The organism is Sphingomonas endophytica (genome assembly GCF_014199415.1).
GTDB lineage: Bacteria > Pseudomonadota > Alphaproteobacteria > Sphingomonadales > Sphingomonadaceae > Sphingomonas > Sphingomonas endophytica.
This window is the reverse complement of record NZ_JACIJN010000001.1, coordinates 56,230-70,144: the sequence shown is the minus strand read 5'-3', so window position 1 is coordinate 70,144 and position 13,915 is coordinate 56,230. Positions and strand designations below refer to the sequence as shown.

The following is a 13,915-nucleotide window of genomic DNA, read 5'->3' as shown; positions in this document are numbered from 1 at the left end:
TTCGGCCTTCCCCTTCTTGGTTCGTTTTCCCTGTCCCTGCTGCGGGTTATCCGGGCGCGTGCCTCTTCGTGCGGGCCGCTATTCCCAGGATCTCAATGGTCGCCCTCGTCCAGCGCACGCTCGACCAGCGCCAGCGGCAGGATGCCGGGCGTGGCGAGCGTGGCGATGGCGGCGGCGGCGTCGAATGGCTTGCCGGCGCGGCTCGCGCGTTCGGCCTCGCGCGCGAGCAGATCGTCGAGCTGGACCTTGCCGACGATATAGCTGGCGCCGTAGCCGGGCTGGCGCAGGTAGAGGAGCTGCTCGAAGCCGACCAGCCGGCTGTCGGGGTCCGACCAGCCGCGCGGAGTCCAGCGCGCGTGGAAGCGGCCCGCCTCCGCCAGCGTCATGCGATTGTCCTGCACGTAGAGCGAGGCGAGCCCGCGCGCGGCGCGGTTGGCGAGCATGATCCACACCAGTTCGCGTCCGCGTGGCAGATCGTCGTAGAGGCCGGCCTGCATCGCCAATTCCTCCATCGCGGTCGCGACGCCTTCGGAGCGGTCCTGCCACATGTTGAACGGCAACGGCCCTTGCCGGAGCGGATCGACGTGCGGCTCGTGCGCCATCCGCGCCAGCTCGATCCAGTGATAGAAGTGGCTGTAGAGCGGCAGCGGGTCCTGCGCGACGACATGGCCGAAGAAGTCGCGCTGTGCCGGCGCGCGCCACGTTGTGCGCTGCGCAGGGATGGCGGCGCGATACCATGGGCGATCGGGAACCATGCCGCGATCGATCAGGAATTGCGTGAAGCGCTCGGCCTTCTTCAGCGAGAGCCGGTCGAACGCTGCGGCGTCCGTCGGCATCGCCAGTGGAGGCAGCGCGCGGTTGCGGACTTCCTCAAGCGCGAGCCCCGCCCAGGCGCGCGACAATTCGCGCTTGAGCAGCACTTCCTGTGCGGCCCAGTCATAGGGGGAAAGATAGACGTGGCGGGCGGCCCAGTCATAATCGCGACGACCGACGCCGGAAGGCCCGTTGCGGCGCGGCGCTTCGGTTTCGACCCATGCGGCGAAGCGTGCCGAGGCGGCGCGCGCGGCGCGGATCGCGGGCAACAGGCGCTGCCCTTCGCCCGACAGATCGGCACGGCGGTGTCCGACGAGCGACCGCAGCTCAAGCGTTCCCGCCTCCAGTTGGGCAAGCAGCTCGGCCTGATCGTGGAAGGCACGCGCGCCATAAGCGAACAGGTCGTGCGCCCGGCTGCCGGCGAGGTTTACCCGCGCCGCGTCCAGCAGCGCAGGGATCGCCGAGAGCTGCGCGTCAAGCCGCGCCGCGTCGGGCGCCGACAGTGGATAGTCGAAACGCCATAGATCGATCACCGGCGCGTTCGGCCCCTCGTGCGCGGGCACATCGCTCTGCTCGGCCCAGACCGTCGCATAATAGCCGGGATCGCGCGCCCAGGGGCGAAGCACCCGCAGCTGGAAATCGAGCCCGTTCATCTCCGCCTCGAGCAGCGCGGCGTCGATCGCTGCCGCCGGCGTGAGCCGCGCGCGATCGATCGCTGCCAGCTTCGCGCGGGCGTTCTTGAGCCGCCGCGACCAGCGGGCGATCGCCGCCGGCGAATAGTCGGGAACGCCGTTGGTCGCGACGGGGTCGATCATGCCGCGCCACTCGATAGCGATCGCGGTCAGCGGCGGCGGAACCTGCCCAGCGGCAGGTGTTGCCATCAGCAACGCGATCAGCAGGAGCGGTGCTTTTCTCACAAGAAGACAAGCTGATGGTATACGAAAGCCTTGTCAATCTATGTAAGTGGTTCTCGCCAACAATGCAGTGCGAACCCAGCTATAGCGATATCACTGATCGCGCCGGTCTGAGCCGACAGGCGCGTCGATCCGCCCGCGGCTGACGCGGTCGGCGTCGTGTTCGGCGTCGGTCGAGAAGCTGGCGTAACCGATGACAACCGATGCCGATGCGTCGTTCGCGCCGTCGGTGCCGGACACGCGGCAGGCCCCCGACCCGGCGGGAACGAGCTGCCCGGCAGCGTGACCGCGGCGTTGGCAGAGGGACGCGGGCGGGCGGCGCGCCGGCCCCCTCGCGTTTGACCTTGCCACCGACGCGGGTCATCACAGGCAGATGAAGAAGCTCGTCTCGCGCCGCGACACCCTGATCGGCCTCACCGCTGCCACCGCCGCTACCGCTGCCGGAGCGGCGACACCGCCCGAAAGCGCACAAGCGTTCCTCGACCGGGTCGCGTGGCAGTTACTCGACCTTCAGCCGGAGCGTGCGACGACGCTGGGCGTCGACGAGGGTGCTCATGCCGGGTTGCGACGCCGGCTCGAGGATCGCTCGCCAGACGGCGTCGCCGCGCGGCGACGCTTTTTGGCGGGGGCGCTCGCCGATCTGGCGAAGCTGCCGCGCACCGGTCTCGACGCCTCGACCGCGACCAGCCTTGCGGTCGTCGAAAGCGCATTCCGCACTGCGCTCGACGGCATGGCCCTGCCGTACGGCGTCGCGACGATCGGCGACTGGCGCAACACGCCCTATGGAGTCGTCCAGAACGTCGGCGCGTGGCTCGACGTGCCGCAAATGCTCGACGGCGATCAGCCCGTGCGCAACACGGCCGATGCCGAAGCCTATCTCGCCCGGCTCGCGGCGATGCCGGCGCAACTCGACGGTGAGACGATGCGCATTCGTGAGACACGCGCGCTCGGCGTCGTTCCGCCGTCCTTCCTGCTCGACAAGACGATTTCGGGCATGACCCAGACGCTGGCCGAGGCGGCGAACGGCGACGGTCCGCTGGTCGGGCCGCTGGCGCGCAAGGGCAAGGCGGTGCCGGGCGACTGGACGACGCGCGCCGCGGCGATCGTCCAGACAGCCATCGTCCCGGCGCTGGAGCGGCAGCTGGCCGAAATCCGCGCGCAGCGTGCGGTCGCGACCGCCGCACCGGGGCTGAACGCGCGTCCGCACGGCGAGCAATGGTATGGCTGGGGGTTGCGCGCGGGCACCACGACCCGGCGCAGCGCGGCCGATCTGCACGCGATGGGCCGCGCCCGGTTGGCCGACTTGCAGGCGCAGATGGACGTGATCCTGCGCAAGGAAGGGTTGACGCAAGGTAGCGTCGCCGAGCGCCTGATCGCCTATCAGCAGCGTCCCGGGATCGGCTTCCCGGACGGCGACTCGGGCCGCCGGCAGATCATCGCCTATATGCAGGGGCGCATTGACGCGATCCGCCCCAAATTGCCGCAGGCGTTCCGGCGACTGGCGCGCGGCAACCTCGAGATCCGCCGGATGCCGCTCGCGCAGGAGCCGGGCGCACCCGCCGCCTATGGCGGCCCGGGAACGATCGACGGGCGCGAGCCGGGCAAGGTGTGGATCAACCTCGGCGACCCCTCGATCCACAATCGCGTGACAATCCCCGATCTCGTCTATCACGAGGGCATACCGGGTCACGTCTGGCAGGGCGAATATGCGCAGCGGTTGCCGCTGATCCGCTCGATCCTCGCCTTCAACGCCTATTCGGAAGGCTGGGCGCTCTACGCCGAGCAGCTGGCGGACGAACTGGGGATGTACGAAGGCGATCCGGCCGGGCGGCTGGGCTATCTGATGGGGCTGGCGTGGCGCGCGGTGCGGCTGATCGTCGATACCGGGATCCATGCGATCGGCTGGTCGCGCGACAAGGCGCTGGCCGAGTTCATCGCCGCGACCGGGCTGCCACGCAGCAATGCCGAGAGCGAGGTCGATCGTTATTGCGCGTGGCCGGGTCAGGCGTGCGGCTATGAGGTCGGGCGCGCTGAGATCGTCGCGCAACGAACGCGGGCGCAGAAGGCGCTCGGCGCGCGCTACGATCTGCGCGATTTCGATCAGGCGGTGGTGGACGGCGGAAACGTGCCGTTGAACGTGCTCGCCGACAACGTGTCGCGCTACATCGGCCGGCGACCAGGCTGACCGTTTGCCGCATTGACCCTCGACCACAGCCCCGTTAACGCGACTTATTCGCACTAGCGGGGAAGTGCTGGTAATGCTTCGGTCGGTTCTGTTTCAGCTTCATTGGTGTCTGGGGATCACCGCGGGTCTGGTGCTGGCGGTGATGGGCGTAACCGGGGCATTGATGAGCTTCGAACCGGAGGTGCTCGCCGCCTTCAATCCCGGTGTGGTGAAGGTTGTGCCGACAAGCGCTCCCCTCCCCGCCCCGGCGTTACTCGCGCGCTTCAAGGCGCAGCGTCCGACCGCGAAGATCAGCCGTCTGGTGGTGGAGCGCGATTCAACCCGGGCCGCGGCGGTGACGTTCACGCTCAGGAGATCGAAGGAGCGGCGGCGCAGCTTTCTCGATCCGGCGACGGGTGCGTTGCTCGGCGCGCCGCGCGGCGAAGGTTTCTATGGCGTGGTCGAGGACCTGCACCGCTGGCTGGCGTTGCCGGGGCAGGGCAATGGCTGGGGTCGACAGATCACCGGATTTGCGGCGTTGTCGCTGATCTATTTCGCTTTATCCGGGCTTTACCTGCGTTGGCCGCGGCGGCCGCTCGACTGGCGCAACTGGCTGGTCATCGACGGGCGGATGACCGGGCGCAACCTGTACCGCGCGCTCCATGCGGTGGTCGGCGGCTGGGTGCTGGTCTTCTATCTCATCAGCGCCGCGACCGGATTGTGGTGGTCGTATGACTGGTATCGCAGCGGGGTGCAGCAACTGCTCGCGGTCGAGCGTGGCCATGAAGCGGGCGGTCGAACCGACAAGGCAGTGGAGGTTGACTGGTCACGCGCGTGGGACAGCTTCGCGCGCGTCTCCGCCGGACACCGATATGAGAGCGTGACCGCGAGCAGCCGGGCCGGCGCGGCGGTGCAGTTCCGCGCCAAACTGCCGGACGCGCGCCACGATCGCGTATCCGACGAGATCGTGATTGACAGTCGGAGCGGCAGGATCGTCTCCGACCGGCGCTATGCCGATCGGCGCTGGGGCGAGGACATCGTCACCAGCGTCTACGAGATCCACCGCGGCGCGTATTTCGGGATCGTCGGACGGGTGGCGATCATGCTGGCCAGCCTGACGATGCCGCTGTTCACGATCACCGGCTTCCTGCTCTATTTTGCACGCCGCCGTCGCAAGCGCGCGCTGGCCGCGGTCGCGCCGGTCGCGGCAGCCGCGGATACGGCGACGACGCTGGTCGCGTTCGCCAGCCAGACCGGCACGGCCGAGCGGATCGCACGCCTCACCGCGCAGGCGCTGCCCGGTGCCGCCGCGCTGCCGGTCGCCGCACTGGATGCCGCGACGCTGGCGCGGGCGGAGCGACTGTTCGTCGTCGCCAGCACCTATGGCGAGGGCGAGCCACCTGACGCCGCGCGCGGCTTTGCGCGGGCAATGGCCGCGCCGCCACCCGACCTGTCGCATCTTTCCTACGCGGTGCTGGCGTTGGGCGACCGCGAGTATCGCGATTTCTGCGCCTTCGGGCAGCGCATCGATCACTGGCTCCACGGTGCGGGAGCGGTACGGCTGTTGGAGACGATCGCCGTCGACGGCGAGGATGCGGATGCGCAGCGGCAATGGCAGCAACAACTCGCCGGGCTGGGCGCGCGCACCGACCAGCCCGACTGGGCGCCCGCCCCGATGACGGACTGGCGGCTGGTCGAGCGGCGGCTGCTCAATCCCGGCAGCGCGGGCGGCGCGGCCTGGCATGTCGCCCTGAAGCCGGTCGGCGGCCCGGCGATTTGGGAGGCCGGTGACATTCTGGAGGTGTTGCCCGAACAGGACCGGGCCCGTGTCGACGCCTTCATGCGTGCGAACGGTCTTGCCGACACACCCGAGATGCGGGCGACGCTCAGGACGCGGCTGCTGCCCGCGCAGGTGAGTGGCGCGGTCGCGCCGGAGACGCTGCCTCCCCTGCCCCATCGTGAATATTCCATCGCCTCGGTGCCGGAGAGCGGCCAGGTCGAGCTGATCGTGCGCGCGTGCCGGGCGGCGGACGGCTTTGCCGGTCTGGGCTCGGGCTGGCTCACCGCCGGCTTGCCCGTGCACGGCAGCGTGCGTGCGCGCATCCGCAGCAACCCCGCCTTCCATGCACCCGCCGACCCCGCGACGCCGCTGATCCTGATCGGCAACGGCACCGGCCTCGCCGGACTGCTCGCGCATTTGCGGCAGCGGGCGATCAGCGACGGGGCACCGGCGTGGCTGTTCTTCGGCGAGCGTCATCCGGCGCATGATGACCTGCACGCCAATGTGCGCGCGCGACTGGCCGTGCTCGGCATATTGGCCGAAACCACCACCGCATGGTCGCGGCTTGGGGACGGGCCACGCTATGTGCAGGACGCGGTGACGGCGGCAGCGGATCGCATCGCGTCAGCGATCGAGGCCGGCGCTGCCATCTATGTCTGCGGCAGCATCAACGGGATGGCGCCCGGCGTACACGGCGCGCTCGCCGGGATCGTCGGTGAGGACGTCCTGGAACGGATGCTTGCGGAGGGGCGGTACCGCCGCGACATTTATTGAGGCAATTTCGGCATCAACATCGCGTCCTCCTTCGCGTAGTGGCGGCGCATGATTGACCGCTCGTCCGCACCGCCACTTGGCACTGACCTTTACGACGTGGTGATCGTCGGCGGCGGCCATGCCGGCGCGCAGGCCGCGATCGCGCTACGGCAGGAGAAGTTCGCGGGCACGATTGCAATCGTCGGCGCGGAGCCGGAACTGCCCTACGAGCGCCCGCCGCTGTCAAAGGACTATCTCGCCGGCGACAAGCCCTTCGAGCGGCTGCTGATCCGGCCGGTCGCGTTCTGGGCGGAGCGCGCGATTGCCTTGCTCCCGGGCACGCGCGTGGTGGCGGTCGATGCCGTCGCGCGGCTGCTCCGTACCGAGGCGGGGCAGACGATCGGATATGGCGAGTTGATCTGGGCGACCGGTGGCACGCCGCGGCGGCTGACATGCGACGGTCATTCGCTGCGCGGCGTCCACGGGATACGCACCCGCGCCGATGTCGACCGGCTGCTCGCCGAATTGCCCGACGCGCGCGAGGTCGTGGTGATCGGGGGGGGCTATATCGGGCTGGAGGCCGCGGCGACGCTAACGAAGCTCGGCAAGTCGGTGACGTTGGTCGAGGCGCTCGACCGCGTGCTCGCGCGGGTCGCGGGTGCGCCGCTGTCCCGCGTCTTCGAGCGCGAACATCGCGCCCATGGCGTGCGCATGCTGCTCGGCGCACAGGTCGCCTGTATCGAGGGGAGCGACACGGTCGCGGCGGTCCGGCTGGCCGATGGCGGACAGCTCCGCGCCGATATCGTGATCGTGGGGATCGGCATCGTTCCCGAGATCGCGCCGCTGATCGCCGCGGGGGCGGAGGTCTGCGACGGCGTGCTGGTCGACGCGCAATGCCGCACCACCCTGCCCCATGTCTATGCGATCGGCGACATCGCTGCCCACGCCAATCATTTCGCCGGCGGCGCAGTGATCCGGCTGGAATCGGTGCAGAACGCCAACGATCAGGCGGTCGTCGCCGCGCGAACGATCGTCGGGCGCGAGGCGCGCTACGAAGCGGTGCCGTGGTTTTGGTCGAACCAATATGACCTCAAGCTCCAGACGGTCGGGCTTTCGACCGGGTTCGACGATCTGGTGGTGCGCGGCGACCTGGCGACGCGGTCCTTCTCAGTGATCTATCTGCGCGGAGGGCGCGTCATCGCGATCGATGCGGTCAATGCGGTGAAGGACTATGTGCAGGGGCGCGCGCTGGTGGTTGCCGGGAAGCACATCGCCCCGGCGGACCTCGCCGACACCAGTCGGCCGCTGAAGGAACTCGTCTGATCCAGACGCTTATGTCGATCAACGACAGTCGCGTCCGAACCCGTCATGTCGCCGGCGCACGACCTGACGAGAAGGAAGCGCGCCATGGCCGATGCCAAGACACCCTCGCCCGGCGCCTCGGCGCTGCTCATCATCGACATGATCAACGATCTCGCGTTCGATGGCGGCGAGGACCTCGCGCCCGCCGCCATAGCGGCGGCCGAGCGCATCCGTGGACTGCGCGATGCCGCCGAAGTCGCGGGTGTGCCGGTGATCTACGTGAACGACAATTTCGGTCACTGGCTGTCCGACCGCAACGCGATCGTCGATCATTGCCGAGCGGCGGCGTGCCGCGGCAAGCCGCTGATCGACCTGTTGCGTCCGCGCGACGACGATTACTTCGTGGTGAAGCCGCAGTTTTCAGGCTTCTACGCGACCAACCTGCCGGTGCTGCTGCCGCAATTGGGGGTCAGCCGCCTGATCCTCACCGGGATCGCCGCCGATATCTGCGTCCTCTTCACCGCCGCCGACGCGCATATGCGCGACTATGATCTGTGGGTGCCCGAGGACACGGTCGCGAGCGAACAATCTGCGCATCAGCAATGGGCGCTGGAGTTGATGCGGCACAGCATGTGCGCGGAAACCGCCGCGAGCGACGCCTTGTCGCTAGCGGCGTGGCTCGACCGCGCCTGACGTCGCTTGCGCCCAGCGCGTCGGGGTTTCGGAGAGGACCAGCCGCAACGTACCGCCGCCCGTGATGTCGCGCTGGCGGATGAACGGCGCGTCGAGGCGGCGACCATTGAGCGTCGCCGACGCGATATAGATGCGACCCGGCTGCCAATTGTCGGCGACGATCGTGAAGCGCTTGCCACCGGTGCCGGTGATCGTCCCGCGCGGCTGGTGCGGGGCGTGGAGGTAATACAGATCGCTGGTCAGCTTCGGAAACAATCCCAGGCGGTTGAAGACATAGTGCGAGCTCATCGCGCCATTGTCCTCGTCGCCCGGATAGGCGTCGGCGGTGAAGCGGCGGAAGACGCGGTCCGCCCAATAGCTGGCAAGATCGGGCCGGCCGACGTCGCTGAACAGCCACGGCGTCGCGAAGCTCGGCTCATTGGTGATGTCGATCAGCCCGGCGTCCAGCGCGTGGCGCAGTCTTGCGGTGAACAGCGCGCGGCCGCCCATCGCATCGATCATGCCCGGCACGTCGTGGAGCATCGCATAGGAATAGACCCAGGCAGTGCCTTCGTAAAAGCCGACATTCTCGTACTTTTTGCCGTCCCAGCCGATCTTCGGGTCGAGTGGCTGGAAACGGCCGTCCGGGTAACGCGGCATGATAAAGCCGCGATAGCCGTCGCTGGTCGCTTCGGGATTCCAGACCTTGCGCCAGCTTCGCGACCGCGCGCGCAGCAGCGCCGCCTTGCCCGTGTCGCCGATCGCCTCCGCCAGCCGCGCGGCGTAGAAGTCGTTGAGGGCAAAGGCCGGCGTCGACGAGCCCGAACGCGCGCGCTGGTTGTCGGGCTCCGGGCTGGGGTCGCCGACCGCGAACCAGCCTTGCTGGCGATAGCGGGAACTGCGCTCTTCCAGCGCGTTATGGAGCGCAACAGGGGCGGCGCTCCGCCAGTCAATGCCGGGCACGCCGCGGACCAGCGCCTCGCCCAGCACGTTGTCGACCTCGTCCCCGCCCTGCCCGACGTGGTAATTTCGCCCGGCAATGAAGGCGGTATGCGCCGCGCCGAAGCGGCTGTAGGTGCGCACGATCGAGGCGACATTGTCGCGGTACACGCCCGGCCGCAGCAGCGACATCAGCGGGAAGCCGGTGCGATACGTGTCCCACAGCGTGTAATAATCGTCCCAATACGGGGTCTTGCGGTCCGCGAGCGGTTGATCGCGGGTGCGGTCGCGCGGCTGGACGGCGCTGTGGTAGAGCGCGGTGTAGAAGCGCCGCTTGTCGGCGTCGCCGACGCCGTCGATCGTGGCGCGCGCCAATTCGCGATTCCACGCCGCCTGCGTGCCGCGACGGACCGCATCGAAGTCCCAGCCGGGGATGTCTTCGTGCAGCAATTCGGCGGCGCGGGACGCACTGCTGAACGAAATTGCCACCTTTAACTGGACCGGCGTCGCTGCTCTGGTATCGAACTGCCACCAACCGGCGAGCTGCGTGTCACCTGGTGCACTTGCCTGCATCACGCCCTCGCGATCGGCGCCGCCGACGTGGACGCCCCAGCGGGTCGGCGTGCGATCGAGCTGCGCGGCGAACCAGATATCGACCTCGGCCGGGTTCCAGTAATGGCGCGTCCGCACCCGCCCGGTGATCCGGCCGCGCGCCGGATCGATCGTCACGTCCGACCCGGCGCTGGCCAGCTCGCCGCGGATCTTGCGGGTGAGATCGAAGACCATCGTCGCCGGCCGACCGGCGGGATAGGTGAAGCGGTAGATCGCCGCATAGGGCGCGGGCGTCACCTCGGCACGAATGCCGTAACGGGTCAGCGTGACCGCATAGGCGTCCGCCGCGACCCGCTCGTCGGCCTTGGGCGAGAGGTGACGCGCCTCGTCGAAGACCGGTGCGCCGGTCTGCGGCGAGATCAGGAAGGTGCCGTAGGTGGTCCGCCCGCCCGACCCTTGCGTGTGCAGTTGCGCGAAGCCGCTGATCGGCGCGTCGCGATCATAGCCGGCGTTGCTGCCGACGAGCGTCTGCGGGCTGGGATGGATCGAGCCGGCCGGGCGAGTCGGGCCGGGCACCGTATCGCCCTGATCGTCATTGCCGTTGCCGACGCGCGGATCGACGTAGCGGAACAGCCCCGGCGCATCGCCCGACATCGCCATCGACGAGGTCGTCGCGAGCAGGAGGCCGAGAGCGACGCCGATGCTGGTCTTCATGCGCGTTCCTTATTTCGCCGGCGCGCCGGTCCATATAAAAAAGGGCGGCGCTTCCATGAACGGGAAGCGCCGCAGTCGCCCTCAGGGAAGGGACCTAGAAAGTGGCACGCGCGGTGACGGTGAAGGTGCGGCCGTCATAGTCGGCGCGCCGGATCAGCCGCGGATCGTTTTCATATTCGATGCGGATCGCGTTGGTGAGGTTATAGGCGTCGAACGACAGCGACACGGTGTCGCTGAGGTTGGCCGAGGCCGACAGATCAAGCTGCCCGCGCGCCTTCACCTGTCGCGCCGCGCCGGTGAAGGTGCCGGCCGAGGCGAGATCGTATTTGCTGCGGATGTTGTAGACGAGCCGGATGCCGCCCGCGTCGGTCTCATAATAGCCGATGACATTGGCATTGTGCTTCGACACGCCGGGCAACGTCGCATCCGCGCCGGTCGCGGTCTTGCCGCTGATCCCGGTAAAGGCATAGTTGAAGCCGCCGCCGAGATGCCGCAGCGCGCCGGGCAGGAAGTCGAGCGATTGCTGGAGGTTGAACTCCAGCCCGCGCACCGTGACCGGATTGTCCTGATTGACGAAGCCCGCCGCGGTGACGAGGAACGGCGTCGGCACCGCGCCGCCGGTGTAGATCTGGTCGCTTTCGCAGCGGTCGCCGTTGACGCGCAAATTGCCCAGCCCCAGCGCGGCGCCGTCGGCGGGGCACAGGCGGGTCGGATCGGTGATCTGCGCGATCAGCCCGGTGATCCGCTTCTGGAAGGCCGCGATCGAGATGATGCCGTTGGGGCGATTGTACCATTCGAGCGAGGCATCGAACGAGGTCGATTCATACGGCTTCAGATCGGGGTTGCCGAGCGTCAGCGAATAGACGCCGTTGATCGGATTGCCGACGATCGTCGAGGGCGTGAACTGGCGCGGCTGCGGGCGCACATAGGTGCGATAGGCGGCACCGCGCAGCAACAGCTTCTCGGTCAGGTCGGCGACGACAATGAACGACGGCAGCAGCTTGCCGTAGCTCTGCTTGTAGGTGTTCGTGCGGAAATCGGCCGGCGCGCCGATCGTGCCGGTCAGCGAGATGCGATCGAGCGCATCGATGGTGTTGCGCGCATATTCGTAGCGCAGGCCGCCGTTGCCGCGGATGCGGATGCCGCCCACGTCGAAGCCATATTTGACCTGCGCATAGCCGGCGGCGATGTCGGTCTGGTTGGTAAAATTGTAGAGTGCGTAATTGTTGTCGTTGTAGCGGATGTTGAACCCCGCCGGCGACAAGGCACCGCCCGGATACAGCGTGACCGGCAACAGCTTCGACAAGGCATAGTCGAAGCGCGTCGCCTGCCAGTTGGTGCTGTACGTGCCCAGCCTGCCACCGAAGAAATCGTCGGCGACCGGCGCGGTCCTCACGAACGTGCCGTCGATGTTCTGCGTCTGAAGCCCGAAGCCCGAAGTGCGATAACCCTGCGAGATGAACTTGTTGTGCTCGAAGCGAAAACCGGTCTGGATGCCGCTGATGACGCTGTCCTGGAACGTTCGCTCGACATCCCATTGGTACGCGAGCAGCTGGTTTTCGGCATAGCTTTGCGTGCCGGTCAGCTGGAAGCGGTTGGTGCGCGCCGACGCGGTCGCCGAATTATAATATTGGGTCGGGTCGGATAGGCCGCCCCAGATCCAGGCCGGCACCGCGCTGGTGATCAGCGGCTGCGGCGCGAGCGCATAATACATGTCGCCGACGTCGCCCGCGCCGGTGCGCAGCGTCCCGCTGCCGCCATTGCCGCTGGCGGTCTGGAGCCGATCGAAGTCGATCGACGTCTCTTCGGAACGGTTGTTCGCGCGCGAGGCGGTCAGCACCGTCGACAGCCGCCAGGAGTCATCGCTCCACTCGGCCTTGCCGTTGAGCCCCCAGCTGCTCTGGCGGATGCCGAGCCGACGCGTCGAGGCGCGCGCATCGGGGTTGGTGAAGTCGTAATCGGTCACGACATAGCGGCCGTCATCCAGCTTCACCGGCGCCGAGGTCGGGGTCAGGAAGCTGGCGTCGTTCTGGCTGATGATCGAGATATATTGCATCGTCTTCGGCAGCCGCCGGTCGGTATAGAAGCCCGTCAGGCTGACGCGCGTACGATCGTCGGGCTTCCACTCGGCGCCCGCCGCACCGGTATAGAGGTTGCCGGGGTTGAGCCGCGAATATTGGCGGAGCTGCGAATTGTAGAGCACCCCGCCGGTCGAGGTGGACCCGGTGCAGGACGGACAGGCGGCGGACGGTGCGTAATAGCTGCCGAGCGTGCTCGCATTGACCTGCGCCTGCGCGGCGGAGAAGCTGGAATAGCTGTTGAACTGAACGGTATCGCGGCGGAAATTCTCCTTCTTGTACGCGAGCACCGCGAAGACGCCGAAGCTGTCGGAAAACAGGTGATTGTAGCCGACCGTCGCGGCGGGGGCGAATTTATCGCCAAGCTGGTTGTATTCGAGCGCCGCCTTGGTGAAGCCGCCTTCCTTGCGGCTGAGCGCGGGAGCGATCTGCAGGTCGACGTTGCCTGACAACCCACCCGATTGCGCATTGGCAAGCGGCGATTTGTCGATGACGATCGAGCTGAAGATGTCGGCATTGAACGCGCCCAGCGGCGCGGCTTCGGTCAGGATCGGTTCGGCGAAAGCGACGCCGTTCAGCGTCAGCCGCGCATATTCGCCGGGCAGGCCGCGCAGGTTGATCGTGGCGTTGCGCCCCTCGGCCTCGCGGTTGATCTGCACGCCGGGCACGCGCTGCAGCGCCTCGCCGACGTTGAGGTCGGGGAAGCGCCCGAGCCCGTCCGAGGAGATGCCGTCGGTGATCGCGATGTCGTTGCGCTTCGAACGGATCGCATCGGCATAGCTCTGTCGGAAACCGGTGACGACGATATCGCCCTCCGGCTGCGGCGCTGCCTCGGGCTGCGACTGCGGATCGGCGGCGGTGGTCTGGTCGGGGTTGGCGGCGGTGGCGACGGTCGGCGTCGGCGGGTTTCCGCCGCCCTGCTGGGCGCGGGCGGGCGTCCCGGCCAGCATCGTGGCGGCAAGTAGCATGGCATCGAACGATCGATGCCGGCGCGCGGCGAACCCCATCAACATTCCCCCTCCCCTCGGAGCCGTAGCTCCCGTCGTTCCGTCCGGGCCGATCCACGCCGCGCGACACTGCGCGATGGCCAGCCTTATTGGTAAGGCCAATTAAGCCGGAAGATAGGTATTTGTCAATTTGGTTTACTAATGCAGATAGGTATCTGACTGGATGGATTTGGTGGCTCTAGATCATGGAATTGTTTGGTTTTCTAGGTTGGGCCGGAGTTGGGCCG

At 67.8% G+C, this 13,915-nt stretch carries 8 protein-coding genes; 4 read left to right on the top strand and 4 right to left on the bottom strand.

Features of this window, described 5'->3' with window-relative positions:
* Positions 1-92: 92 nt before the first annotated feature.
* Both FHS97_RS00290 and FHS97_RS00285 read right to left on the bottom strand, forming a co-directional pair.
* Entirely contained in the window at positions 93-1,694 is a 1,602-nt protein-coding gene (locus tag FHS97_RS00290) for a DUF885 family protein (RefSeq protein ID WP_184032322.1), read from the bottom strand.
* A gap of 126 nt (positions 1,695-1,820) precedes the next feature.
* Positions 1,821-1,967 (bottom strand): hypothetical protein, encoded by a 147-nt coding sequence (locus FHS97_RS00285; protein ID WP_184032321.1) that lies wholly within the window; start codon positions 1,965-1,967, stop codon positions 1,821-1,823.
* 133 nt (positions 1,968-2,100) lie between these two features.
* Here FHS97_RS00285 and FHS97_RS00280 point away from each other — a divergent pair, with 133 nt between their 5' ends.
* The 4 genes from FHS97_RS00280 to FHS97_RS00265 all read left to right on the top strand — a co-directional run bounded on the left by FHS97_RS00280 (position 2,101) and on the right by FHS97_RS00265 (position 8,419).
* Positions 2,101-3,912, top strand: coding sequence for a DUF885 domain-containing protein (locus FHS97_RS00280; protein ID WP_184032320.1), 1,812 nt, complete (start codon positions 2,101-2,103; stop codon positions 3,910-3,912).
* Between the two features lie 73 nt (positions 3,913-3,985).
* Positions 3,986-6,445 carry a sulfite reductase flavoprotein subunit alpha gene (locus FHS97_RS00275; RefSeq protein ID WP_184032318.1) on the top strand — a complete coding sequence of 820 codons (2,460 nt, stop codon included), beginning with the start codon at positions 3,986-3,988 and terminating at the stop codon, positions 6,443-6,445.
* A 48-nt stretch (positions 6,446-6,493) separates the two neighbouring features.
* Positions 6,494-7,747 (top strand): NAD(P)/FAD-dependent oxidoreductase, encoded by a 1,254-nt coding sequence (locus tag FHS97_RS00270; RefSeq protein WP_184032316.1) that lies wholly within the window; start codon positions 6,494-6,496, stop codon positions 7,745-7,747.
* An 84-nt stretch (positions 7,748-7,831) separates the two neighbouring features.
* Complete coding sequence (locus tag FHS97_RS00265; protein ID WP_184032314.1) at positions 7,832-8,419, top strand: cysteine hydrolase family protein; 588 nt, start codon at positions 7,832-7,834, stop codon at positions 8,417-8,419.
* Here the strand turns inward: FHS97_RS00265 and FHS97_RS00260 are convergent.
* Together FHS97_RS00260 and FHS97_RS00255 are read right to left on the bottom strand one after the other, a co-directional pair.
* Positions 8,393-10,603 (bottom strand): GH92 family glycosyl hydrolase, encoded by a 2,211-nt coding sequence (locus tag FHS97_RS00260; protein ID WP_184032312.1) that lies wholly within the window; start codon positions 10,601-10,603, stop codon positions 8,393-8,395. The genes FHS97_RS00265 and FHS97_RS00260 overlap by 27 nt on opposite strands.
* Positions 10,604-10,697: 94 nt before the next feature.
* Positions 10,698-13,649 (bottom strand): TonB-dependent receptor, encoded by a 2,952-nt coding sequence (locus tag FHS97_RS00255; RefSeq protein WP_246346349.1) that lies wholly within the window; start codon positions 13,647-13,649, stop codon positions 10,698-10,700.
* Between the last annotated feature and the right edge of the window lie 266 nt (positions 13,650-13,915).

Bases quoted from the DNA above. Each gene is read 5' to 3' on its own strand.
- FHS97_RS00290 (WP_184032322.1), bottom strand. From the start codon at position 1,694: ATGGCAACACCTGCCGCTGGGCAGGTTCCGCCGCCGCTGACCGCGATC.
- FHS97_RS00280 (WP_184032320.1), top strand. From the start codon at position 2,101: ATGAAGAAGCTCGTCTCGCGCCGCGACACCCTGATCGGCCTCACCGCT.
- FHS97_RS00275 (WP_184032318.1), top strand. From the start codon at position 3,986: ATGCTTCGGTCGGTTCTGTTTCAGCTTCATTGGTGTCTGGGGATCACC.
- FHS97_RS00270 (WP_184032316.1), top strand. From the start codon at position 6,494: ATGATTGACCGCTCGTCCGCACCGCCACTTGGCACTGACCTTTACGAC.
- FHS97_RS00265 (WP_184032314.1), top strand. From the start codon at position 7,832: ATGGCCGATGCCAAGACACCCTCGCCCGGCGCCTCGGCGCTGCTCATC.
- FHS97_RS00260 (WP_184032312.1), bottom strand. From the start codon at position 10,603: ATGAAGACCAGCATCGGCGTCGCTCTCGGCCTCCTGCTCGCGACGACC.
- FHS97_RS00255 (WP_246346349.1), bottom strand. From the start codon at position 13,649: ATGCTACTTGCCGCCACGATGCTGGCCGGGACGCCCGCCCGCGCCCAG.